This window comes from Sphingobacterium corticibacter (assembly GCF_003076635.1).
Classification (GTDB): Bacteria; Bacteroidota; Bacteroidia; order Sphingobacteriales; family Sphingobacteriaceae; genus Sphingobacterium; species Sphingobacterium corticibacter.
This window is the reverse complement of sequence record NZ_QDKG01000002.1, coordinates 154,999-179,236: the sequence shown is the minus strand read 5'-3', so window position 1 is coordinate 179,236 and position 24,238 is coordinate 154,999. Positions and strand designations below refer to the sequence as shown.

Genomic DNA, 24,238 nt, shown 5'->3' with positions numbered 1-24,238 from the left:
ATGAGTTGCAAAAACAGCTAATTGAGTCAAAACGATTATGAATAACGAATGCTAAAGCCAGCTAGAATAATAGTACGCTGACGATCGGAATGAGGATTAATGATACAATGGATGAAATACCCACCAGCAAGGCGGCGTTTTCTTCCTCCGTTTCTAAAAATGATGCAAATACTACGAGATTGGCTGCGATAGGAAAACTGGCCATGAGCAACATTAACATCGATTGATCATCATCCAACACGCCGACCCATTGCGCTTCCGCGAAAACCAGAAAGCCTAAGAATATGGCGCCAGCCACATAACGCAACCCTAATATCTTGCTAAACGTGGCGTAAGCTACCTTTTTGAAGTTGATACCACCGAGCGTAACGCCAATAATGAGCATTCCCAAAGCAGAAACGATCCAACTCACTACTTTTCCGACGGGTTCAACGCTTTCAGGAAGTTCTACAGAAAGTAAATTGAGCCCGATCGCGACAATGCATGCATAGACAGCGGGAATTTGAAACACTTTTTTAACCGCTTCTTTGGTTGGCACATCTTTGGTGCGCGACATCAAATAGAATCCAATGGTATCGCCATACAAGGCATTGCCCACATACGCTGAGATAATCAACGGCATTTGCTTTTCGCCAAATAGTGCCATCACCACTGGGATACCAAACCAACCAATATTATAATAGGAAAATGATCCCTTTAAAAGGCTGCCATCATAATCCGAAGCAAAACTTTTATTCGCAATAATCGCTGGAATGTTCATCGCTAAAGCCAATAAAAATATCATGGAACCAGATACCGCTGTTTCGGTCAGATCTGCTTTCAGCAAATTCTCAATAATCAGAATCGGAATCAATGCGAATAGCAAGACTTTGGAAATCCATTTGCTCTTCAGGTTCCATTTGGCATGTGCAAACCAGCCTACTAGGATAAATCCGTAAAGCGGCAGCACACGAGTCGCTAATTCGTTAATGATATCCATGGCCGAGCTGTAAGAGTAAGTCGTTGGTCAGAAGGTCTGCCTGTTCGACGTTGAACCACAGTGAATTGATGTCTAGCTGTGCGCCAGCAAGCTGATGGCCAATCACATAGAAAGGGGATAATTCATTCCGGGATGAAGTCCATACGCGCATCGTATTCAGATCAGCTAATACTCCTGCGATTGGATGCGGTTCGATGTATTGTTTCGCCAGTAAATCGGGCCACAACGGTTGATCCTGCATTTTTTCAATATCGCTGGACGGACCAGAAGCGTTGATGACGTAATCTGCTTCGTGCGTTCTACCATCTTGCTTTTTCAGGATAAATCGATCGTTTTCCCACTCAATGTCGTCGGTATGCCCAATGATTTCTAACTGTCCCGAGCGTAAAATGTTGCGGATCTTGATGGCATTTTCCAGCGGAATGGCGTGTCGGTTGATGTCGAAATGAGGTTTTACCCATTTGCCAAAAAGCATTTTCTGATCAGGCGGCAATAAGCGCCAAATGCTGTAAGAGTCTTCGCGTAAGGAATACAGTATCGTCTGAAAAATATTGCCGTCGCCGGTCGCCTCTTGAATGTCTTTTTCCAACAAGGTCAACTGATCTTTATTGATGCGATCTTCGCCGCTCCAATCTACTTGTTTTTCCAAAGTGCTTTCTACTTCCGAACGGAAAAGTCGGATAAGATCGATGATGCGAAGGGTTCTTTGCTGTTGGCGGATGATGCTGCGAATGCTGGACAAAGTCAACACCTTCCGTTCGTACGGTATCTCAGAAGGCGTCTGCACGCGAGGCAATAAGCCAGTGAGTGAGAAAAATTCGATCGGCCCTTCATGTCCATTGTCCACCAAAGTGATTAAGGCGTCAATGGCCGTCAGGCTACTACCGACGATGCTGACGCGCGCCTGCTTGTTTTGAATCTCTTGGAGCAAGCGACTGGTAGGCCAAGGCGAGCAAAAGAAATGATCGGTCTTCTTTAGCTTCGCAAATGTAGAAGATTCTGGATTTCCTGTGGCAAGGATGACGTAGTCAAATGATAACTTGCGGTCGTCTTCGGTTTGTAGTATCACGGTGTTTTCTGGAGTGATATCCGCGGCGATGATTTCAGTGGGTTCTGTTTTGATATCGATACCAGCTTCCAATCCCCATGTGCGATACCTATCCAACATCGCTTGCACATAATTGCCGTACAACATCCGCGGCGGATAGCTGTCAGGATGTGTGCTTACCTGCGGATAATTTTCTTCAATCCAATCACTATTTTGATGCATCCATTGCACGAAGTGCATGCGCTCTTTTGGGAAAATGCCCATGAGCCCTGCTTTCGTGTTGAGTAGATGACCTTGTTGCTCCGTGCCAAAGGCCAGCCCGTCACCAAATTCCTTCCGCTTTTCAAACAGTGTGATGGAAATCGGAAACGGGTTTCCCTGCGTAAGATGCTTTTGTACCAGTTGGATAAAGCAGGCTACGCCGCTAGCTCCCGAACCCACAATGGCAATTTTTTTTGGTAGATGTTTGACCATACAACTACCTAAACAGGAATCGCTAATGATTGTTTAGCTAAGCCAGCTGTTGCACAATGTTTTTGGTCGGTCCAGGATTACTCATCGTGTAAAAATGTAGCACTGGAGCGCCAAAGGCAATAAGCTCCCGACATTGATTTACGAGCCATTCTTCTCCAACTTGTCGTACTTCTGCATTGTTCTTACATCCTTCTACGGCCTCAGACAGTTCTTCGGGTATATCTAAGTGAAATATACGGGGCAAGGTGATGAGTTGTTTTTTAGTAGTTAATGGCTTTAATCCGGGGATAATCGGCACATGGATATCGTGCTCACGACATTTGGTCACGAATTCTTTGTAACGCTCAACATTGAAGAACATTTGCGTCACGATAAATTCGGCACCCATATCTACTTTCTTTTTCAACCATTTAAAATCGGTCTGTGCATTGGGTGCTTCAAAGTGTTTCTCGGGGTAACCAGCTACGCCAATACAGAAATCTGTTTTCGACGAAGTCGTGATATCTTCATGTAAATATTTGCCCTCATTCATATCTTTTACCTGCTGCAACAAATCGGTGGCATAGGCATGTCCACCTTCTGTCGGGATAAAATCAGCATCGCCTTTGCGTGCATCGCCACGAAGTACCAATACGTTATCTATTCCCAAGAAATCCAGATCGATTAATGCATTTTCGGTTTCTTCTTTGGTAAATCCGCCACAGATCAAATGCGGTACAGCATCGACCTTGTATTTATTCATGATGGCGGCACAGATGGCTACTGTACCTGGGCGCTTACGATAGGAAACGCGCTCTAGCAAGCCATTTGCATGTTGTTTATATAAATAATCTTCGCGGTGATAGGTAACGTCGATAAAAGGTGGTTTGAATTCCATCAGCTCATCCATCGTCTGGAAGATGTTTTGGATTCCCTGACCTTTTGCAGGAGGTAGCAGCTCAAAAGAAAACAAGGTTTTTCCTTGTGCATTCGTGATATGATCGATGATCTTCATATGTATCTGTTTCTTGAATGGAAGGCTTGCAGAGAAGAGGTGCTGGTTAGTGCTCCTGTTCGCTTATCATTCCCTTCGTTGTGAACGGGTAGATTGTAGCACCTTGACATGGGTCAGGTTGCTAAGGCGTCCGCGGGTCTAATCCCTCAGCCTTTCTCTATAAGCATAGGCAAATATGGGAAAAGGGTGTGGGATAACAAAATGCAGAGCGATTTTAATTCGAGATCGTGCTTTGTCCACCTTTTGTCCACGGTCGTTTCGATGATGTCCACCTTGTGTACTAAAAAAATAATTTATCCTTGTGAACACAAACAAACAACTCATATCGATATGGAAAAAAAGAATCACCCTGACTACAATCCCGGGCCACGTATTGGCATTACTTTCTCTACTTTCGATTTATTGCATGCTGGTCATATCATGATGTTGGCAGAAGCCAAGCGGCAATGTGATTATTTGATTTGCGGTTTACAGATGGATCCTACCTTAGATCGTCCAGAGAAAAATGCGCCTACACAAACCGTCGTAGAGCGCTATATACAGCTTCGTGGCTGTCATTATGTTGATGAAATCGTGCCTTATTCTACAGAACAGGATTTGGAAGATATCTTAAGGTCTTTCAAACTCGATGTGCGTATTGTAGGGGATGAGTATCAGGACAAAAACTTTACGGGTAGACAATATTGTGAACAAAAAGGAATTGAATTGTATTTCAACAGTCGAGATCACCGATTTTCGAGTTCAGGTTTGCGCCGTATCGTTGCCGAAAAGGAGGCGGAAAAGATGGTGCGCGAGATCGCCCCGTAGTGCGACAAAAACTACATTACGGATTTTCAATTTTCTGAATTATCAGACTATTTAGTACATTCGTAGAGAATGAAGAAAATAGCCGTTATCGGACAAGGATACGTCGGGTTGCCTTTGGCATTAGCGTTTGCTTCGCACACGCAAGTAGTTGGATTTGATATTGATGAAGCGCGTGTCAATGAACTTAATAATGGCGTTGACCGTACCAAGGAGGCAGATGCGGGAGTATTACTGTCAGCACGCCAATTTTCGGTAGATACAGACGGTCAGAAAGGTTATATCGCTTCATGTGCTGTGGAAGATCTGCGTTCGTGCACGATCTACATCGTCACCGTTCCTACGCCAATCGATGAATTTAATGCGCCGGATCTCAGGCCTTTGCGCAGTGCAACGCGCATGTTGGGCAAGGTCTTGAAAAAAGGTGATATCGTGATTTACGAATCCACAGTATATCCAGGATGCACCGAGGAAGATTGTGTGCCTATTTTGGAGCAAGAATCGGGACTGATATTCAATCAAGACTTTTTTGCGGGCTATTCACCGGAACGAATCAATCCGGGAGATAAGGTCAATACACTGACCACAATCAAGAAGGTGACTTCCGGTTCTACACTGGCTATTGCCGAAGAAATCGATCAACTATATCAAGTTATTATTCATGCGGGTACGCACAAAGCACCGAGCATTAAGGTAGCAGAGGCGTCCAAAGCGATCGAAAATGCACAACGGGATGTTAATATTTCCTTTGTCAATGAATTGGCGCTCATCTTTGATCGGGTCGGCATCGATACACAAGATGTATTGGCCGCAGCTGGCACTAAGTTTAATTTTCTTCCCTATAAGCCAGGTTTAGTTGGCGGACACTGCATTTCAGTAGATCCGTATTATCTGGCGCACAAAGCAGTTCAGCTCGGCTATCATCCTAACGTGATTCTTTCCGGCCGACGTGTCAATGATTCTGTAGCAGAATTTATTGCTTCTAAGGTTGTCAAACTAATGATTCGCAAAGACATTGCCGTGAAAGGAGCTAAAGCCCTGGTCTTGGGAATTACGTTCAAAGAAAACTGTCCAGATATTCGCAACACGAAAGTGAAAGATTTGCATACAGCCTTAGAGGATTATGGCGTTCAGACGGATATTGTAGATCCTTGGGCAAGTAGGGAAGAGGTGCAGCATGAATATGGCTTACGTTTGAAATCAATGGAGGATGTATTGCAATCGGGTGCTTATGATGCGGTTATCATGGCGGTATCACATCACGAGTTTTTAAAATTGGATTTGAAGAACTTTTGTAAGGAGCGTGTCGTTGTTTTTGATATTAAAGGAGTGCTAGACAGAGCTATAGTCGACGCGCGACTTTAATAGCAAAGAGATTCCGTTGCTTGGCATATTTTTTGAAGTTTGGGCGCTATGTGTACCGCCCACCTTCCGATGTGAGTTCCACTAAAATTTAGAGTTATACAGTAGATAAGATTAGATACATAGATCAATCATTCGCTATGGAAAAAAATAAAAGACAAGATTACAATCCTGGCCCTCGCGTGGGCATTACGTTTTCTACTTTCGACCTCCTTCATGCTGGTCACATCATGATGTTGGCAGAAGCAAAACGACAATGTGATTATTTGATCTGCGGATTGCAAATGGATCCCACATTAGATCGTCCAGAGAAGAATGCGCCGACACAAACCGTTGTAGAACGCTATATTCAATTGCGTGGATGTGAATATGTAGACGAAATTGTGCCTTATTCCACAGAGCAAGATTTGGAAGATATTTTGAAGTCGTTCAAACTTGACGTACGTATCGTGGGGGACGAATATGCGGAGAAAGATTTTACGGGTCGCGCGTATTGCGAGCAAAAAGGTATCGATTTGTATTTTAATAGTCGAGATCACCGTTTCTCTAGTTCAGGATTAAGACGGATTGTAGCAGAAAAAGAAGCTGCAAAGAATAATAAGTAGATCGCTAACTTTTAAAGTTATCTAAACATAGCTATGCCAAAAACAATATTGATTACCGGCGGAGCCGGATTTATTGGTTCCCATGTGGTCAGAGAATTTGTCACGAAATATGCTGACTATCGCATTATAAATTTAGACGCCTTGACCTATGCTGGGAACTTAGAGAACCTAAAGGATGTTGAAGACAAGTCAAATTATATCTTCGTCAAAGCAGACATTACCGATGCGGCTCATATTCTGGAAGTATTTAAAAAATACCAACCCGATGGCGTGATCCATTTGGCAGCAGAATCTCACGTGGATCGTTCGATTGCAGATCCATCTGCCTTTGTGATGACCAATGTGATTGGTACTGTCAATTTATTGAATGCCGCTCGTGAAATCTGGAAAGACAATTTCGAAGGAAAACGTTTTCATCACGTATCTACGGATGAGGTTTTTGGTGCCTTAGGTAGTACTGGTTTGTTTACAGAAGAAACAAGTTACGATCCGCATTCGCCATATTCCGCTTCCAAAGCCTCATCGGATCACTTCGTGCGCGCATACCATGATACGTACGGCTTGCCAATTGTGGTGACGAACTGCTCGAATAACTACGGGCCAAACCATTTTCCAGAAAAATTGATCCCGTTGTGTATTCACAATATTTTGAATAATAAACCATTGCCAATTTACGGTGATGGTAAATATACACGCGATTGGTTATTCGTGATCGATCACGCCAAGGCCATTGATCTAGTGTATCACAAAGGTAAAAATGGCGATTCTTACAATGTCGGTGGATTCAACGAATGGCAAAATATTGATTTAGTAAAGGAATTGTGCCAACAAATGGACGAAAAGTTGGGTAGAGCAAAAGGGACTTCCGAAAGCTTAATCACGTACGTAAAAGACAGACCGGGTCATGATCTTCGCTATGCGATCGATGCTACAAAAATCAACAAGGAGTTGGGTTATATGCCATCTGTCACTTTTCAACAAGGTTTATCGCTGACTATCGATTGGTTTCTGAGCAATCAAGAGTGGTTACAAAATGTGACTAGTGGCGATTATCAGAATTATTACAAGAAACAGTATAATTAGTAGATAGTACTGGTTGATAAAGTTCATATTATTGGTTGATAGAGTAGATAGGTGATGGGAAGTCATAAGGATTTAAAAGTTTGGCAGGAGTCAATGAATTTGGTTGTAGAGATATACGCCAAGTTGAATGATTTTCCGAAAGAAGAACTTTTTGGTCTGACTAGCCAAGTCAAGAGAGCTGTGGTGTCTATTCCTTCTAATATTGCCGAAGGAGCTGGTCGACAAAGTAATGCTGAGTATGTTAGATTTCTCTACATCGCTTTAGGCTCTGCTAGCGAATTAGAAACTCAAATAGAAATTGCTCGTAGATTAGGCTTCATTACTGAGTCTGCTACTTTCGAAGCAAGAGTTAGACAGATTAAGAGCATGTTATCGAGTTTAATCAAAAGCCTAAAATCACAAGAAACGAACACGTCAACTATCTAAACTGTATGAATCTTATTTACTTTATTAACTCTCTTAACCCAAAAACATGAAAGCAACCGAGACCAAGCTGAAAGGCTGTTTCATTTTGGAGCCGAAAAAATTCGGCGATAGCCGAGGATACTTTTTTGAAAGTTTCAACGAACAAACATTTAATGACGTTACGAAAACGCAAACTCGGTTTGTGCAGGATAATCAATCTTATTCTACAAAAGGAGTCTTACGAGGTCTGCATGCTCAGGCAGGTGAACATGCGCAAGCCAAATTGGTTCGCGTGTTAGCGGGAAAAGTTTTGGACGTAGCGGTCGATGCTAGAAAAGGATCTGCGACATTTGGTCAACACGTGGCGGTAGAATTATCAGCTGAAAATAACCTGCAATTGTTTGTTCCTCGCGGTTTTTTGCACGGCTTTGTGGTGTTGAGTGAGACGGCTACTTTTTTCTACAAATGCGATAACTTTTACCACAAAGATGCCGAACAGGGCGTTCGATTTGATGATCCAGCATTAGGAATTGATTGGGTTTTGCCACACAACGAGTTGTTGATTTCGGATAAAGACGAAATACTGCCAACTTTTACTGAGGTATTTGGGAAATCAGTAAAATAAAACACAGCATACGTAAACTATATGAAGATTTTAGTAACGGGAGCTAACGGACAATTAGGAAGTGAATTACGAAACCTAGTTAAAAATCATCCACAAGATGATTTTAGCTTTGTCACTCGTGAGGAAGTGCCTCTGGATGATCTTGCGAAAATTAATCAAATTTTAGATCAATATAATCCCGATTTGGTCATCAACGCAGGGGCATATACTGCTGTCGACAAAGCAGAGTCTGAACCTGAGTTGGCGGACATGGTGAACCATCTTGCGGTAGCAAAAATAGCAGATTGGGTTAAGATCCACGATGCTAAATTGATTCATATTTCTACGGATTATGTTTTTCAAGGTAATAGTAGCGTTGCGCTTACTGAAAGCGAAAAAACCAATCCTATTAATGTGTATGGCTTAACGAAGCAAAAGGGAGAGCAGGCTATTGTAAAATCTGGTGCAGATGCGGTAATTATCCGAACTGCCTGGGTGTATTCTATTTATGGCTCCAATTTCGTAAAAACCATGATCAGGTTAATGACTGAGCGAAATGAGATCTCGGTTATCTCAGATCAAATTGGCTCACCCACTTATGCGCATGATCTAGCTAGCGCTATCATGACTATTGCGCATAGTGAAAAATGGAATTCAGGGATCTATCATTATAGTAACGAAGGCCAAATTTCATGGTATGATTTTGCAGTAGCTATCCGTGAAATTGCTAATTTGGATTGTGAGATTAATCCTATTCCGACAGAACAATATCCTACACCAGCCAAGCGCCCTAAATATTCTCTTTTGGACAAGACAAAGATTAAAGATACCTTTGCAGTAGAAATTCCAAAATGGGAAGAAAGCTTGAGGGTGATGGTGGGAAAATTATGAACTCCAAATTTGACTTTATTATAATATAAATATATGAAGGGAATAATTCTTGCTGGCGGTTCCGGTACACGTCTGCATCCTTTAACATTGGCGGTAAGTAAGCAGTTGATGCCGGTTTACGACAAACCCATGATCTATTATCCTTTATCCACGTTGATGCTGGCCGGGATAAAGGAGATACTTATTATTTCCACTCCGCAGGATTTGCCACATTTCGAGAAGTTGCTCGGTGATGGTTCACAATTAGGATGTTCATTCAGTTATAAAGAACAGCCTTCTCCAGACGGATTGGCACAAGCATTTATTTTAGGTGAGGAGTTTATTGGTGACGATAAAGTCGCGTTAATTTTAGGAGATAATATTTTTTATGGATCGGGCATGTCCAAGTTGTTACAATCCAACGCTGACCCAGATGGCGGATGTGTATTTGCGTATCAAGTACATGATCCAGAGCGGTACGGAGTAGTGGATTTCGATGAGGATAAGAAAGTAGTTTCCATCGAAGAGAAGCCGACAAATCCTAAATCGAACTATGCCGTTCCCGGATTGTATTTTTACGATAACGAAGTTGTTCAAATTGCGAAAAATATAAAACCATCTCATCGTGGCGAATTAGAGATCACCGACGTTAATAAGGTGTATTTAGAGCGAGGGGAATTACAGGTTGGTGTATTCGATCGAGGAACAGCCTGGTTAGATACGGGCACTATTCAATCTTTGATGCAAGCTGGACAATTTGTTCAAGTCATAGAAGAACGGACTGGAACAAAAATTGGAGCCATTGAAGAAGTAGCGTATCGGATGGGATTTATTGACGCTGCCCAGCTTATTAAGTTGGCAGAACCATTGGTGAAATCTGGGTATGGATTGTACTTGAAAAATATAGTAAAGAAATAGAATGACAAGTTATATAAGGATGGTTAGGGGTGTACTTTTGCTATGTGTTCAACTAATTTTATCAATTAGCGTGTTTGCTCAAATGAATTACGCCGATATAAAAGTTGATCAGATGAGCGATGCACAAATTCAGCAATACATGCGGCAAGCATCGCAGGTAGGGTATACCACCAATCAAATTGATCAATTAGCAAAAGCCCAAGGAATGCCCGCAGCTGAAGTGCAGAAACTGAAGCAGCGTATCGCTGATATCGAACGTCGCGGCAAGCAGAGCGACCCTTCAAACATATCAAGTAATAGCCGTCGTTTAAGCAGAAATAGTATGTCTCTGGATTCACTCCGGATCCAAGATAGCTTGTATAATGAGCTTCACAAAGATAGTTTATTGCAGGCAAATAAGCCTAAGATCTTCGGTTCTGAACTGTTTCGCAACTCTCGGATAACATTTGAGCCGGACATGCGTATGGCTACGCCTCAGAATTATGTGATTGGTCCTGATGATCAGTTGATTATCGATATTACCGGTGATAATATAGCTAATTATACGTTGGATGTAAATACTAATGGAAGCATAAACATTGAATATGCAGGTCTAGTTCAGGTCGCAGGCTTATCTGTGCAAGCTGCAACAGCAAAAATTAAAAGCCGATTGCAAAGTGTTTATGGCGGTATATCGTCTGGGCGAACACTTGTGGACGTAAACATTGGGAATATTAGAAGCATTCAGGTTTTACTAACTGGAGCGGTTAACCGTCCAGGAACCTATACGCTACCATCCCTAGCATCAGTTTATCATGCGTTGTATGCATCTGGTGGTCCAGCAGAAAATGGTACTTATCGTACAATCCAGGTGATCAGAAACAATCAGGTGGTATCAACCGTAGATGTTTACGACTTTCTGGTGAACGGTATCCAACGCGGAAATATTAGATTGCAGGATCAAGATGTGATTCATATTCCCGTATATGTCAATAGAGTTGAATTGGCCGGTGCCGTCAAAAGGCCTGGAATCTTTGAGACGTTGTCTGAAGAACATCTAGATCAGCTTATTAGTTATGCGGGTGGATTTGATGCCAAAGCCTACACGGCTCGCGTACAAATCGTAGGAACAACCTCTAAAGAGAGACGTATCAAAGATGTATATGATAATGCATTTTCTACTTATTCTCCGAAGAATGGTGATTATGTCATTGTAGGAGAACTTTTAGACCGTTTTGAAAATAGAGTTGAAGTTGTCGGTGCCGTATTTCAACCCGGTTTTTATGGATTAGACCCAGGTATGACGCTTGTGGATCTCATCAATCAAGCACAGGGACTGAAAGAAGATGCTTATATGGATCGAGGTCTAATTACACGCCTTAAGGCGGATAATAATTTAGAAGTTATTCATTTCAATGTTCGAGATGTGCTGAATGGGAATGGGGATATTACTTTAAAAAGAGAGGATCAAATCACGATTTCATCTATTTTTGATTTACGAGACGAATATCGTCTTACGATACAGGGCGAAGTAAGAGAGCCGGGAGATTTTACTTTCGCTGAAGCCATGACAGCGGCGGATTTAGTTCAGTTAGCAGGAGGTTTTACGGAGGCTGGAGCTAATTCAAGAATCGAGGTGAGTAGACGAATCAAAAGAGAGGGCGGTGGTATTGATAGCACAACATCAGAAGTTTTTGTCGTAGATGTGCGAGATGGACAAGTGGTGGCCGATGCGAATGTTGTTTTAAGCCCCTTCGATATTGTAACGGTATTAGGAGATGCTGGATTTAGAACGCAGCGTCAAGTGAAAATAGATGGCGAGGTCATGTATCCCGGCATCTATACTGTGACGCGAGAAGATGAGAAGATCTCTGATATTATTGCTCGAGCCGGAGGTTTGACACCTTATGCCTATGTCGACGGAGCATCGCTTCGGCGTACTGGTAAATCATTGGCTACCGCCAAGGAAGAAAAAGCAAACGAAGAGAGAAGGAGAAATGATGAACTAAGCGATGATACTACTTTTTCGGGATTTGCGAATGGTACGAGTCGCGCTGATCAAAATCTTAATGAGTTGGCAGGCTCATATTCTCAAAATAACGCTGAAATTAAGGAAGCAAGTGATCTGGTCGGGATAAACTTGCAAAAGATATTGGATGATGCACACAGTAGACAAAACCTATTAGTCTTAGATGGCGATGTGATTACCGTTCCAAAGGAATTGCAGACCGTACAGGTTTCTGGTGAAGTGTTAAATCCTAACAATGTAGTATACCGCCCAGGAAAAAGCCTAGGTTACTATATTAGTCAGGCCGGTGGGTTTACAAAAGAAGCGTTAAAAAAGAAAACTTTTGTACAACATGCGAATGGTAGTGTAGAGGGTACAAATATGTTCTATCCAGAGGTAAAACCGGGCTCATCTATCATTGTCCCGAAGAGGCCACCTCGAGAGCGAATTAGCGCACAAGGCTGGATAGGTATGGGCACAGGAGTAGCTTCTTTGGCTGCGATTATTGTTAGTTTGTTGAGGTAGCGCTCTTTTATATACATATGGTCAATAAAAATACAGACGAGGTGTCATTGCGGAAATTAATTTCGAGTATAGCAGTATGGTATCGTTATCTGCTTTCGAAATGGTATATTTTTTTGGGTGCTGCACTACTAGGTGGAGGTGTGGGATATATCTACGCGAAATCAATCGATCCAAGTTATACAGCGACAACTACATTTGTTTTAGAAACTAATGATGGCGGTGGGTTATCTCAGTATGCAGGTATGGCCGCCATGATGGGATTGAACATTGGCGGGAGTGGTAGTGGTGGTGGAATATTTCAGGGAAATAACATTCAAGCGCTTTATAAATCTCGCGCAATGCTAGAGAAGGCACTTTTGTCAAAAACGTATTCTGATTCATCGGAATTATTAATCGAACGATTTATAACCTTTAGCGAGATGAGAGAGCAATGGCGGAAAAAAAGAAAAGAACAATTATTAGCTCTTGATTTTAATGTTGATCGTAGCGCGCTGACTGTTAGCACCTTAAGGCTTCGTGATAGTGTACTTGGCTCTGTTACAGATGCTATTAATAGTAAGATGCTTACTGTAGGTACCGAGAACAAGAAATCTACCATTTATAAAGTTGATGTATCATCCCCCGATGAAATTTTTTCAAAAACATTTAATGAAGCTCTAGTGGGGCATGTAAACGAGTTCTACATTCAAACTAAGACAATCAAATCCTTAAAAACGATAGATATATTACAAGAAAAGGTCGACTCTGTTAGAGCTATTATGACTGGCTCTATCAATAGAGCAGCTAATGTTATTGATGCCACGCCAAATATTAACCCAACTCGCCAAGCCCGACAGCGGATAGTTCCAAGTCAACAAGCCCAATTCTCAACCGAAACTAACAAAGCAATATTAGGACAATTAGTGCAGAATCTGGAATTATCCAAAATGAACCAACTGCAAGAACAACCATTAATTCAAGTCGTAGATGAGCCAATTTATCCTCTTGAAAAAAGTCGATTGGGTAAAGCTAAAGCGATAACAATTGGAGGATTCATATCTCTATTCCTTGCGTTAGGAGCTCTTGTCTGCACTCGTTTGTTTCACTTAGTTATGGAAGAGGAGAACCTTTAGTGAGCATGTAAGCCGAAGTTATGACTGGCAATAAAACGATATTTAGGAATACAATTTTTCTTTATTCTAGGATGCTTTTCAATATGGGCGTGTCACTTTACACATCACGTCTCATCTTAAAAGTATTAGGTGTAGAGGATTTTGGTATATACAATTTGGTTGCCGGGGTAGTAGTTTTATTCTCGTTTCTAAACAACTCCATGAGTAGCGCTACTCAACGGTTTATTAATGTTGAGAGAGCAACTAAGCTTTCGGAAAATGTCAAGCGCGTTTTTAACCTAAGCGTTAAAAACCATTTAATAATCTCTCTATTTGTATTGGCCTTGGCAGAATCTGTTGGTTTGTGGTTTTTAAACAATAAGCTTAATATACCTGATGCCAAGATAGCTCAGGCTAACATTGTATATCAGATATCGATAGCAACGACAATTTTAGGAATTATGAGAATGCCTTTAAATGCCATTATCGTCGCACATGAGAAAATGGCATACTATGCATTTGTTGGGGTATTTGAAACCCTATCAAGATTAAGTATAGCTGTATTTTTGTATTTGGTTCCTAATGTAGAACATCTGCCTGTTTATGCGGCACTGTATCTAATAGCAGAAATGTTTTCAAGCGGAATTATGCTTTCTTACTGCCGTAGACAATTTCGGACTGAGACAACACTTGGTTTTTACAAAGATCCAGCAAGACAAAAAGAAATGCTTTTCTTTTCAGGATGGACTTTGTTAGGACAGGTCGCCTACGTCGGTGCCAATCAAGGTCTAGCCATGATACTTAATATCTTTCATGGGGTAGTTGTAAATGCCGCTCTTGGAATAGCTAATCAGGTTAATGCTGCAATCTATGGATTTGTCGGTAATTTTCAGATTGCATTCAATCCCCAAATAGTACAAAGTTATTCGTTGGGAGATCTTGGTCGAAGCAGGGAATTGATATTTAGTACATCAAAATACTCTTTTTTTCTGATGACCCTACTGTCGGCACCGATCTTATTTTTTACCCACACTATTTTAACGATTTGGTTAGGCGATAATTTGCCTATGTACGTTGAAGTGTTTGTGCAGGTAGTGATCTTTTGCTCTTTGATTGATGCAATTTCTGGTCCATTCTGGATGGCGGCGACAGCCATCGGCGTCATAAAAGTGTATAGTATTGTACTGTCTTTAATTAATATCTCATTACTACCGTTGGCTTATATTTTGTTGAAAAGAGGGTATGATCCAACGATCGTGTATGTTGCGAAGTTTTTCATTAACATTGTAATACAGGTTTTTCGGTACATTTTTGTAAATAGATACCTAAGATTCTCGTTCAAGGAATTATTCATTTATTTTATGAATTTGGTGAGTGTTTTTGCGGTGTTGTTTGTTGTTTTACTTTTGTCTTCTATTGATCAAGTTTATACTATACCCCAAATATTAGTCGGAACGCTTATTATAGAATTGGCATTGATTACAGTAATCTATTTCTTAGGTCTATCCCGAGAAGAAAAAGCAGTAATTAAGGACTTTGTCAGCCAAAAAATGGGTTGCAATAAAATTATTGAACGTTAGTTGGTAGAATTATATAATATACAAAGGATGAAAGTCTACGCAATAGTTCCTGCAAGATCAGGTTCAAAGGGTTTTAAAAATAAAAATGTACAGCAGATAAATGGAAGTCCGCTAATTGCTTACTCGATTCGATTTGCACAAGCATTAGGTTGTGATAGGGTAATATGCTCTACCGATTCGGAAGTATATCGCGATATAGCAGAAATTCACGGCGCCGAGGTGCCATTTCTTAGGAGTGACTTTGCTGCTAGGGATACTGCCATGGAGCAAGATGTACTCAAAGATTTGTACGAGAAATTTATACAGTATCAGATCGAAGTTCCTGATATCATAGTGTGGCTCAGACCAACCTTTGTATTTAGGGATTTAGAACTGATACAGCAGGGGATTCAAACTTTGATACAACACCCAGAATATTCTTCTGTTCGTACAATCTGTGAAACAGAATCTAGATTGTACAGATTAGAAGATGGTAAATTAATTCCTACGTTTGATGATCAAAATAAGTCGATGATAAGGAGACAGGATGTTGGGAGCCGTTACAAAGTTTACAGTACAGACATATTTCGATTTAATAAAGAGAATCTTGGAGATGATTTCTTAGGTAGAAATGTACTAGGGTTAGTCACTGATAAGATTTGTGGATTAGATATTGATGATGAATCAGATTTCAATATAGTGAAGTGTTTAGTTGAATCAGGATTAGAGGACGTAAAAAAATATCTATTTTAGGATCATGTCAAATATTTGTACACAAGTAAAGGGAATCATAAGAGAGAATTTAAAGGATATTCTAAAACTTAGGAGCACAAAAAAGCTAAAATCGGATGGGAGCTATGTTTCTGAGGGAGATTTGCTGATGGAATCACTGGTTAAGTCAATGATTAGGCAAAATTATCCTGATTACGCATTGGTGTCAGAGGAGTCTCCTGAAGAAAATCTAAAAGCAATTAATGCCGATAAGGTGATCGTTTTAGACCCTATAGATGGAACTGAAAACTTCATTTCGGGACTTAAAGAATGGGGGGTAGCTGTTTGTGTCTATGAGAGCGGTAAACACGTGGAATCGATGCTAGCTTTGCCAGAACTTGATTTGTATATGAAAAACGGAGACACTTTTCAAAAGCACAGCTCTCGGATAGTAGGAATATCTTCCAGCTTAACAAAGGAGGAACTACTTAGATTAGATGATGGATTTGAGTACCGTATCATTGGATGTTGCGTCTATAATATGTACAATGTTTTAACCGGATCATTTTGTGTGTTTGAAAATCCAAAAGGGGCAAAAGTTTGGGATATTTTGCCCGGTCTCAATCTAGCATTAGAGCATAAATTAAAAGTAACAGTTAATAACAAAAAGTATGATGGAGAACTCCTTAGACCAGATCAAACATATATTTTCAGAATCGAACAAAAATAAGGTAGCGATTGTAGGTAAAGGAACGTCTCTAGAGCAAATAAATCTGGTCGAATTAGAGAAGGATTACTTTGTAATTGCGTTGAACGATGTTGACCTGCCCTTTGCAGCAGATATCACTGTATTTTACAAACCTCAACTTGTACAGACTTTTGTAGAAGGTGGATTTAGTTCAAGATATTACTTGGCTCCTAAGAGTCTAGAATTACCATCAGGAAAACACATTCCTGCAGAGTACGTTTCACTTGATCAAGAGGGGTTAGAAAGAGTTTATTCTTATTTTTATACACCCGACTTTTACATTTTAGATTTTACATTACTATCCGCTATTAAGTTGTCAATGCTTTTTCAAAAAGTAAAGGATAACTTATTGGAAACAGTATTTTTGGGGTTTGATTTCTTTATAGATTCTGTTAATAAGGGTGATGTATTAGGACTTGAGTATCGTAATGCGCATCTAAAAACCCAAGAATCGATCTTTATCACGCTTAGAAAGGATTTGGAATTTAAAAACCCAGACCTTAGGTTTTCCCATGTTGGTAACAAGAAGTACAGTAAATTCACAATAGATCAATTTAATGCTTCTTTAGAACATAATCTGTTATCAAAGGATTTGCCAACAAACTCAGTGATATATGGGAAACTGCTAGAAAAGTTGAATAGTAGCAATCACGTTATTGTCGTTGCTGAGTTTACCAATAATCATATTGGAGATCGAAACCGCTTACTGAAGATGATTGAATTGGCTGTGGAGGCCGGTGCGGATATGATCAAAGTTCAAAAGAGGGACGTAAATACCTTTTATACAGAAGAAGAGCTCGCTTCGCCATATTCTTCTCCGTTTGGAGAGACCTTAGCGGATTACAGATTTGGCGTCGAGTTAACTGATGATATGTTTGAACTCCTGGATGTAGAGTGTCGTAAAAGAAATATTCCGTGGTTTGCTTCTGTTCTGGATTGGAATTCGTATCTACACATGGAGAAGCTTGATTGTCCTATGGTCAAATTACCTTCTACGATTTCAAATCATAGAAATTATTTGAAAAAGGTAGCACAGCACTTCAAAGGTGAACTTGTTGTAAGCACTGGTTTTACCGAACAGTCTTATGAGGACTTTGTTCTAGATAATCTGGTAAATGATAGGAAGCTATTTTTGCTACAATGTACGTCGTCTTATCCAACTCCGCCAGAAGGTTGTCAAATATCTGTTGTAAGACACTACGAACAACTCCGCGAAAAGCATGCTAATATTGTCCCTGGATATTCATCTCACGACCTAGGTAGCATCGGTTGTATGATGGCGGTGGCAGCTGGGGCACGCATGGTAGAGAAGCATGTAAAACTTGGAGATCTGGATTGGGTTCATTTTGATTCAGTAGCACTTGATCTTTACAATGATCAGTTCAAAAATTTCGTGGCCGACATACGTAAAGCAGAAATTATGTGCGGAAACAAGGAAAAGGTAGTACATAGCTTTGAGCATCACAAGTATAAAGCCAATGATAATGTAAATTAAATGATGGACAAAAGCGCTTATGATTATTATAAAAAACTAAAATGCACTTTCGAGTCCAAGCACAATGGTTATGATATGAAACCGCTGATGGCTAATTTTTTCCTTTTCAATAGCTATTCGCCAATTAGCAAGTCATCATATACCATCGTTCGTCAGCTGCTTAAGATATGTGTCACGTATGATTTTCAAAGTATGGTAGAGGATCTCCGGAAAGATCAAGTTGTCTTTTTCTATCAAACAACTAGAAATGATTACTTTGATTTCATAAAGGATATCATTTCAACAGTAGATAACACACATATACTTCCTACGAGGTTTAAACATAAATTCAGATATAGTCTGAAGAACATAATATCTTCTTTTAAAGAAGCTTTTTCAAAGAAATTTTGTTGCCCGGATATAAAAAGTCGAGTTTACTATTTTGCTTGCTTGACTTTTTATAAAAACGTATTAGATGAGCTTGATAAGCACAAAGACCAAGTCAGTATTAAGTCTTTTGTTGGGTTTAACTGCTCCTTGCTTCTGGAAAGTCTTTTCTGCCAATTTTTCCAAGCATGTAAAATCCCTACGTATGGTTTACAACATGGTGTTCTTCTAAGTGAGAACCTCTATAGTAAACCATTACCTATGGACTTTGTTAATCTTGAAAACTTTCAGGCCGACTATCTTCTTGGCTGGGGAGACTTTACTAAGAGAGTTTTTGATGAGGCAGGGTATAACAATAAGAAATGTATCGTAGCAGGTAATCCTAAGTATGCTCACATTAAACAGATTCATATCAAAATACCCGAAGGTACTAGGTTTATTGTTTGCTTAGCAAGAGATTTGTACACAGAGGAAAACAAGTTGCTTATTAACATAGTAGCGGAAATGCGTGATACGGGATACAGTCCCATTCTCAAATTGCATCCCAATAGCGATATAAGTAGATATAGATCCTTAATTGACGAACTAGATTTAGAGTGTGCAGATGTAAATTTGAATGTTGCAGATACGATAATAAGATATCAACCAGATTTTACGGTAGTTTACAACTCTACGATCTACTATGAATATTATCTTAATAATTTGGTAGCATTTAGATTTTCCTTGAATGAAAAAGATATCCCCTTCGGGATGCCAAGAGATTCCTTTTCAGATTGTCAAGACTTAATCGATAATTTGAATGCTATAAAGGAGAGAAATATTGAAGAATATAACGAAGAAATCAATTTGTTTGTTAATCAGTTTGTAAGAATTGGTGCAAATGATTATAATAAAATTTTGAATAACTAAGTGACTATGGGAAAAGACGAGAATACAAAAATCATTGCTTATTATCTGCCACAATTTCACCCCTTCCCCGAAAATGATGAATGGTGGGGAAAAGGATTTACTGAATGGACTAACGTTGGTAAAGCAAAATCTTTATTCAGAGGTCACTATCAACCTAGAGTGCCTGCTGATTTAGGCTATTATGATTTGCGTGTTCCAGAAGTAAGGAAAGAACAAACAGATTTGGCAAGGATGCATGGTATTGACGCTTTTTGTTACTGGCATTATTGGTTTGGTAATGGCAAGCGATTAATGGAGCGTCCTTTTGAAGAAATGGTGAAATCTGGCGAACCTGATTTTCCTTTCTGCTTGGGCTGGGCAAATGAATCTTGGAAAGGTTTCGCCCACGGTCTGAAAAACAGGAATACTCTTATCGAACAATTGTATCCGGGAGAAGAAGATGTACGCAATCATTTCTATGCATTATTGGAAGCATTTAAGGATAAACGTTATTTGCGAATAGATGGCAAGATTGCTTTTGTTATATATCGCCCTTTAGGAGATGAATCAATACCTGACTTTATCACTACTTGGAGACAATTAGCAAAAGAAAATGACTTAAATGACTTCTATTTCATTGGTCATATCAATAGCCCAGAGTCTAATTATCAGGACGTTTTGGCCTCAGGAGTAGATGCCGTGAATACTGTGCGAATAGCTGATATTTACAAAAAAAGATCCTTAGGATCCAAAATCTTTAACAAGCTTAATCGAATATTCTTTAATCAGCCAAATCGATTTAACTTTTCGAAAGTTGCACCTTATTTCTTTAATAAAGAAATCGATATGAATGAGCGTGTTTATCCTAGTATCATTACTGGATGGGATCATACGCCAAGAAGTGGCAGAGAAGGACTGGTTTTAGATGAATTTACACCAGAAAGTTTCAAAACACATGTAAGTAATGTTATGAGTAACGTGTCTAGAAAAAAGAATAGAATCATCTTCATAAAGTCATGGAACGAATGGGCAGAAGGTAATTATCTAGAGCCAGATTTACGTTATGGACATGCCTTTTTAGAGGTTATCAGAAAAGTGAAAGATAAGACCTTGTTTCATAATAAATAATTAGGTTACTACCTTTTGTTTTTCGCCATTACTTTGTTGTCTAATGAAGATACAGTAAACTACTTATAAAAAAAAGCTCATGTTTCCAAAAGTCTCTATTTTGGTTCCGATTTACGGAGTTGAAAATTTCATTGCAAGGTGTGCGAAATCCCTATTTGAGCAATCTTTTGAAAACCTAGAGTATATATTTGTTAATGATTGTACTTTAGATAATTCGATTGAAATATTAAATAATGTTATAACTCGTTATCCTCATCGGAAAAATCAGATTCGCATAATCGAAAATGACCATAATAAAGGTATAGGAGAAACACGTAATACGCTAGTAAGTAATGCGAGTGGAGATTATGTATTGTTTGTAGATAGTGACGATTATCTGGAAATCAACTTAGTAGAATTAATGTACGCAAAAGCATTGCAGGAAGATGCTGATATTGTAGTGTGTGACATTTGGATAGAGTGGCAAAATTACAGAACACTGGCGGTTCAGAAAGTAGGCGAAACTAAAGTTGATTTTCTGCAGCTGCTGCTGTCAGCCAAGACTATGTTAGGCCTTCCTAATAAGTTGATCAAAAGGAATCTTTTCATTGAAAATGACATATCGGTACCTCGAGGGATAAATTATGGTGAAGACTTTTTGATTGTGTCAAAGTTGGTGTATTTTGCTAGGAGGATCACGAAAGTTGACTCTCCTCTATACCATTATTTACAAACAAATCCGGAATCCTATACGACCAAGAAATTATCCAAGAATAGTATTGATAATGTTATCTTTGTGCTGAATGACTTGACAGGCTTTTTTTCAAATAAGGAAGACTACCATTTGTATGAGGTAGCGCTGTTGAGGGGGAAGTTGAGAAAGAAAATGGATTTACTTTTCTATGCGGAGATCGCATATTTGGACGAACTTATAAAATTATTCCCGGAAACGAATCATATGAAGGATACGTCATTTCTTTTGCAACGAGATAAGATCATCTTCGAAATGATTAAAAAGAAGTATTTAAAAGTATTCTTAGTATATAGATTTATATATGTAAAACTGTATAATTTAAAGTTGAAGTTGGTTCCGAATAATCTAAGGTGATTTCTTGTTGACAGAGTTTGCAGCGATGATAAAATTTAGGTAACTAAGTCGAAAAAGTATGGTGGTGTCGAGAGTTCAGATTCTGCGAGTATCTTTGTCAGTATTACTATGTTTGACAATTATGGTATATTTATTTATACCAGTAAAAGGAGAAGTATCTTTGTCTCTTTTTTACGTGTGTTTTTCATTAATGCTGCTATCAAACTTCATTTATTTCAAAGCTAAGCAAAAGCAAAATTATCTTGATTTTGATACACTCTTCATATTAGTATATTGTCTGGTTGGCTTTTCGACGACATTTCTTTATCACGATGAAGATCTTTTTAGAGCAGTATTTTTGGGGTTTCAAATACCGGAAGAATATGTTAATAAAGGTAATTTTTTAGCCCTAATCGGTCTTCAGTCTTATTTAGTAGGTAATTTAGTCCTGATAAAAGATGAGTTTGTATCCACAGATCCTAAGGTTTTTAAGACTACGCCTCTAGTTATTGTAATCATTTTGCTCATTTTAGTATTCATTGCGTCTGGAGGTGTTTCGTACTACAGGTCAGAGTATAATGATGCCGTAGCTGATCAAGAAGCAGGTATTGCCAAGCATATTTTAATTTTATTGATTGCTGCTGCTACAGCATTGATTGGTACTGAACTTTATAATAAAAAGGCTTCGGCTTCGTATCACATAAGTTGGCTCGCATTTTCAGCTTTGTTTCTGTTGGCTGGGATGCTGCTATGGGCGGGAAATAGAACCGCCACAAGTCAATTAATATTGCCGGTTTTAGGATTGTATACACTTTTATTCAAGAATATAAGTTTTAAAAAGTTTATTCTATTTGCATTTTCTGGAATCGTATTTATGTGGTTTATACAGCGGATGCGAACGAGTGATCAATCTTTAGATCTTTCAAATCCAATCATGTTGATTTTAGATCTGACGATTCCTGTTAGGAATACCTATACGGTATTTCAATATGTAGATTCTCATGGATTTACTTATGGAGAATCCATGCTGCTGGGAGTGTCAGGTGTAGTACCACTTATGCCATCACTGGTCAAAAGTATTTTCCCTGATCTACAAGATGGATCAGCTGAAGTTCTAACAGCATTTACTTTTGAAGATCTGAACACACCCGAAGAGTTTCGAATAGGTTTGGGTACGACTATAATAGCGGATATATATTTATCCTTTGGGCTATTAGGTTCTATATTTCTAATGTTTGGTTTAGGTTTGTACATTAATAAGATAACTCAAAGAAGTTTGTCACTGGATTATTATGCCATCATTATGTTGGGAACTATGCTTGGAAATGCGATATTTATTGTTAGAGCAGGATATGTCCATCCCCTTCGTTTTGTAGTTTTAGCTTTAGTTTTAGCATATCTTAATCGACTCATACAAAGCTCATGGAAAAGATAACAGTTTTTACGCCCTCGCTAAATATTGGAGGTATCGAACGAGTGCTGAATACATATGCTAAAGGGTTAGCAGAAAAAGGATATCCAGTGACTTACCTGACTGTTTATAGCAAAGGAGAGTTGGATATAGTAGCATCGGATAATCTAGAATATCAACATTTGGGTACAAAGAGATTGCGAGACTCACTTTTCGCATTAGTTCGCTATTTTAGAAATAATAGACCTGACATCGTGTTTGTTGCTAATGATGCTACTTTGATTGTTTACGTTGCAAAATTGTTAAGTGGTGTCTCTTTTAAAATAATAAGTTCTCAGCACAATTATTATGATATTTATGCGAAAGTGGGTGTTAAGCAAACATTTGTAGCGAAGTATATATTCCCATTGTGTTTCAAAGTTGTTGCTGTTTCAGAAGGGATTAGGTCAATGCTTATCAAAAACTTTCATCTAAAAGCAGATAGAGTTGTTAAGATTTATAATCCTATTGACTTATCACTGATTAATAAATATGCTTTAGACCCTGTGTGTGATTTGCCGCAAGAATATCTATTATTCGTCGGACGTTTTGAGAAAGTCAAAAATATACCATTGCTTTTGGATGCGTTTAGTAAATTTCATCAGGCTTACAGTAATGTAAAATTACTTTTGATAGGTGGGGGGCCTGAGGAACAGTTTATAACTTCGTATATTCAAGAATTGGGATTAGAGAATGCTGTGAAGAATTTAGGCATAAAGTCAAATCCCTTTCCGTATATTAATAACGCGAAAGTTATTGTGTTGTCATCAATATCTGAAGCATTTCCTACAGTCTTGTTAGAAAGCTTATCATTAGGCAAAACAATAGTATCTACTCCTACCTTGGGAGCGATCGATATTTTAAAACATGGTAAATATGGATATATCTCTGCAAGCCTAGACAATCCAAATGATTTGTTTTGTAAGTTAGCAAATGCGTACAATACTCCTCTTAATCAAGACGTGTTGAAAAAATATGCGGAGTCAAATTATGATTTGAGGACAAGGGTTGCCGAGTTTGAACGTTTATGGAAAGTGTTTTGAGAGGCGTATCAGACAACAATATCACTGTCTTAATG

22 protein-coding genes and 1 riboswitch are annotated in these 24,238 nt (G+C 39.2%); of the genes, 19 read left to right on the top strand and 3 right to left on the bottom strand.

Translation table 11 applies throughout. The features are described from left to right. Positions 1-61: 61 nt before the first annotated feature. From DC487_RS06715 to metF, 3 genes are read right to left on the bottom strand one after another with little or no spacing between them, the layout of a single operon-like run. Positions 62-979 (bottom strand): AEC family transporter, encoded by a 918-nt coding sequence (locus DC487_RS06715; RefSeq protein ID WP_116775200.1) that lies wholly within the window; start codon positions 977-979, stop codon positions 62-64. Then, a complete protein-coding gene (locus DC487_RS06710; RefSeq protein WP_116775199.1) occupies positions 966-2,501 on the bottom strand; it encodes an FAD/NAD(P)-binding protein in 1,536 nt (511 codons plus the stop codon). Before DC487_RS06710 ends, DC487_RS06715 begins: the two co-directional genes overlap by 14 nt. A gap of 37 nt (positions 2,502-2,538) precedes the next feature. Then, positions 2,539-3,495: a methylenetetrahydrofolate reductase [NAD(P)H] gene (gene metF, locus DC487_RS06705; protein WP_116775198.1), complete on the bottom strand. Its 957-nt coding sequence runs from the start codon at positions 3,493-3,495 to the stop codon at positions 2,539-2,541. A 60-nt stretch (positions 3,496-3,555) separates the two neighbouring features. Beyond that, positions 3,556-3,661, bottom strand: a riboswitch (SAM riboswitch). 164 nt (positions 3,662-3,825) lie between these two features. On the opposite strand from metF, the gene DC487_RS06700 reads away from it, so the two are divergent. From DC487_RS06700 to DC487_RS06610, 19 genes are all read left to right on the top strand, one after another. Next, positions 3,826-4,302 carry an adenylyltransferase/cytidyltransferase family protein gene (locus DC487_RS06700; protein ID WP_116775197.1) on the top strand — a complete coding sequence of 159 codons (477 nt, stop codon included), beginning with the start codon at positions 3,826-3,828 and terminating at the stop codon, positions 4,300-4,302. A gap of 69 nt (positions 4,303-4,371) precedes the next feature. Further along, a complete protein-coding gene (locus tag DC487_RS06695; protein ID WP_116775196.1) occupies positions 4,372-5,664 on the top strand; it encodes a nucleotide sugar dehydrogenase in 1,293 nt (430 codons plus the stop codon). Positions 5,665-5,801: 137 nt separating this feature from the next. After that, positions 5,802-6,266, top strand: coding sequence for an adenylyltransferase/cytidyltransferase family protein (locus tag DC487_RS06690; RefSeq protein ID WP_116775195.1), 465 nt, complete (start codon positions 5,802-5,804; stop codon positions 6,264-6,266). 33 nt (positions 6,267-6,299) lie between these two features. Then, positions 6,300-7,349 (top strand): dTDP-glucose 4,6-dehydratase, encoded by a 1,050-nt coding sequence (gene rfbB, locus DC487_RS06685; protein WP_116775194.1) that lies wholly within the window; start codon positions 6,300-6,302, stop codon positions 7,347-7,349. 54 nt (positions 7,350-7,403) lie between these two features. Beyond that, positions 7,404-7,775, top strand: coding sequence for a four helix bundle protein (locus tag DC487_RS06680; protein ID WP_116775193.1), 372 nt, complete (start codon positions 7,404-7,406; stop codon positions 7,773-7,775). Positions 7,776-7,821: 46 nt separating this feature from the next. Further along, positions 7,822-8,379 carry a dTDP-4-dehydrorhamnose 3,5-epimerase gene (rfbC, locus tag DC487_RS06675; RefSeq protein WP_116775192.1) on the top strand — a complete coding sequence of 186 codons (558 nt, stop codon included), beginning with the start codon at positions 7,822-7,824 and terminating at the stop codon, positions 8,377-8,379. 21 nt (positions 8,380-8,400) lie between these two features. Further along, positions 8,401-9,249, top strand: coding sequence for a dTDP-4-dehydrorhamnose reductase (gene rfbD, locus DC487_RS06670; protein ID WP_116775191.1), 849 nt, complete (start codon positions 8,401-8,403; stop codon positions 9,247-9,249). 33 nt (positions 9,250-9,282) lie between these two features. Next, positions 9,283-10,146, top strand: coding sequence for a glucose-1-phosphate thymidylyltransferase RfbA (rfbA, locus tag DC487_RS06665; RefSeq protein WP_116775190.1), 864 nt, complete (start codon positions 9,283-9,285; stop codon positions 10,144-10,146). 112 nt (positions 10,147-10,258) lie between these two features. Continuing rightward, positions 10,259-12,658 carry an SLBB domain-containing protein gene (locus DC487_RS06660; protein WP_239016333.1) on the top strand — a complete coding sequence of 800 codons (2,400 nt, stop codon included), beginning with the start codon at positions 10,259-10,261 and terminating at the stop codon, positions 12,656-12,658. A 17-nt stretch (positions 12,659-12,675) separates the two neighbouring features. Beyond that, positions 12,676-13,770 (top strand): lipopolysaccharide biosynthesis protein, encoded by a 1,095-nt coding sequence (locus DC487_RS06655; protein ID WP_116775189.1) that lies wholly within the window; start codon positions 12,676-12,678, stop codon positions 13,768-13,770. A 20-nt stretch (positions 13,771-13,790) separates the two neighbouring features. Beyond that, a complete protein-coding gene (locus tag DC487_RS06650; protein ID WP_116775188.1) occupies positions 13,791-15,329 on the top strand; it encodes an MATE family efflux transporter in 1,539 nt (512 codons plus the stop codon). Between the two features lie 27 nt (positions 15,330-15,356). Next, entirely contained in the window at positions 15,357-16,061 is a 705-nt protein-coding gene (locus DC487_RS06645) for an acylneuraminate cytidylyltransferase family protein (protein WP_116775187.1), read from the top strand. Positions 16,062-16,065: 4 nt separating this feature from the next. Continuing rightward, positions 16,066-16,749, top strand: a complete 684-nt coding sequence (locus DC487_RS06640) for an inositol monophosphatase family protein (protein ID WP_116775186.1) — start codon at positions 16,066-16,068, stop codon at positions 16,747-16,749. Further along, a complete protein-coding gene (locus DC487_RS06635; protein WP_116775185.1) occupies positions 16,691-18,262 on the top strand; it encodes an N-acetylneuraminate synthase family protein in 1,572 nt (523 codons plus the stop codon). Before DC487_RS06640 ends, DC487_RS06635 begins: the two co-directional genes overlap by 59 nt. Next, positions 18,263-19,537: a hypothetical protein gene (locus DC487_RS06630; protein ID WP_116775184.1), complete on the top strand. Its 1,275-nt coding sequence runs from the start codon at positions 18,263-18,265 to the stop codon at positions 19,535-19,537. Between the two features lie 6 nt (positions 19,538-19,543). After that, positions 19,544-20,644 carry a glycosyltransferase WbsX family protein gene (locus tag DC487_RS06625; RefSeq protein ID WP_116775183.1) on the top strand — a complete coding sequence of 367 codons (1,101 nt, stop codon included), beginning with the start codon at positions 19,544-19,546 and terminating at the stop codon, positions 20,642-20,644. A gap of 79 nt (positions 20,645-20,723) precedes the next feature. Beyond that, positions 20,724-21,731 carry a glycosyltransferase family 2 protein gene (locus DC487_RS06620; protein ID WP_116775182.1) on the top strand — a complete coding sequence of 336 codons (1,008 nt, stop codon included), beginning with the start codon at positions 20,724-20,726 and terminating at the stop codon, positions 21,729-21,731. 58 nt (positions 21,732-21,789) lie between these two features. After that, positions 21,790-23,145 (top strand): O-antigen polymerase, encoded by a 1,356-nt coding sequence (locus DC487_RS06615; protein ID WP_116775181.1) that lies wholly within the window; start codon positions 21,790-21,792, stop codon positions 23,143-23,145. After that, entirely contained in the window at positions 23,133-24,203 is a 1,071-nt protein-coding gene (locus tag DC487_RS06610; RefSeq protein WP_116775180.1) for a glycosyltransferase, read from the top strand. Before DC487_RS06615 ends, DC487_RS06610 begins: the two co-directional genes overlap by 13 nt. The last annotated feature ends 35 nt before the right edge of the window (positions 24,204-24,238 follow it).

Coding starts and splice junctions, on each gene's coding strand:
- DC487_RS06715 (WP_116775200.1), bottom strand. CDS start 979: ATGGATATCATTAACGAATTAGCGACTCGTGTGCTGCCGCTTTACGGA.
- DC487_RS06710 (WP_116775199.1), bottom strand. CDS start 2,501: ATGGTCAAACATCTACCAAAAAAAATTGCCATTGTGGGTTCGGGAGCT.
- metF (WP_116775198.1), bottom strand. CDS start 3,495: ATGAAGATCATCGATCATATCACGAATGCACAAGGAAAAACCTTGTTT.
- DC487_RS06700 (WP_116775197.1), top strand. CDS start 3,826: ATGGAAAAAAAGAATCACCCTGACTACAATCCCGGGCCACGTATTGGC.
- DC487_RS06695 (WP_116775196.1), top strand. CDS start 4,372: ATGAAGAAAATAGCCGTTATCGGACAAGGATACGTCGGGTTGCCTTTG.
- DC487_RS06690 (WP_116775195.1), top strand. CDS start 5,802: ATGGAAAAAAATAAAAGACAAGATTACAATCCTGGCCCTCGCGTGGGC.
- rfbB (WP_116775194.1), top strand. CDS start 6,300: ATGCCAAAAACAATATTGATTACCGGCGGAGCCGGATTTATTGGTTCC.
- DC487_RS06680 (WP_116775193.1), top strand. CDS start 7,404: ATGGGAAGTCATAAGGATTTAAAAGTTTGGCAGGAGTCAATGAATTTG.
- rfbC (WP_116775192.1), top strand. CDS start 7,822: ATGAAAGCAACCGAGACCAAGCTGAAAGGCTGTTTCATTTTGGAGCCG.
- rfbD (WP_116775191.1), top strand. CDS start 8,401: ATGAAGATTTTAGTAACGGGAGCTAACGGACAATTAGGAAGTGAATTA.
- rfbA (WP_116775190.1), top strand. CDS start 9,283: ATGAAGGGAATAATTCTTGCTGGCGGTTCCGGTACACGTCTGCATCCT.
- DC487_RS06660 (WP_239016333.1), top strand. CDS start 10,259: ATGAGCGATGCACAAATTCAGCAATACATGCGGCAAGCATCGCAGGTA.
- DC487_RS06655 (WP_116775189.1), top strand. CDS start 12,676: ATGGTCAATAAAAATACAGACGAGGTGTCATTGCGGAAATTAATTTCG.
- DC487_RS06650 (WP_116775188.1), top strand. CDS start 13,791: ATGACTGGCAATAAAACGATATTTAGGAATACAATTTTTCTTTATTCT.
- DC487_RS06645 (WP_116775187.1), top strand. CDS start 15,357: ATGAAAGTCTACGCAATAGTTCCTGCAAGATCAGGTTCAAAGGGTTTT.
- DC487_RS06640 (WP_116775186.1), top strand. CDS start 16,066: ATGTCAAATATTTGTACACAAGTAAAGGGAATCATAAGAGAGAATTTA.
- DC487_RS06635 (WP_116775185.1), top strand. CDS start 16,691: ATGATGGAGAACTCCTTAGACCAGATCAAACATATATTTTCAGAATCG.
- DC487_RS06630 (WP_116775184.1), top strand. CDS start 18,263: ATGATGGACAAAAGCGCTTATGATTATTATAAAAAACTAAAATGCACT.
- DC487_RS06625 (WP_116775183.1), top strand. CDS start 19,544: ATGGGAAAAGACGAGAATACAAAAATCATTGCTTATTATCTGCCACAA.
- DC487_RS06620 (WP_116775182.1), top strand. CDS start 20,724: ATGTTTCCAAAAGTCTCTATTTTGGTTCCGATTTACGGAGTTGAAAAT.
- DC487_RS06615 (WP_116775181.1), top strand. CDS start 21,790: ATGGTGGTGTCGAGAGTTCAGATTCTGCGAGTATCTTTGTCAGTATTA.
- DC487_RS06610 (WP_116775180.1), top strand. CDS start 23,133: ATGGAAAAGATAACAGTTTTTACGCCCTCGCTAAATATTGGAGGTATC.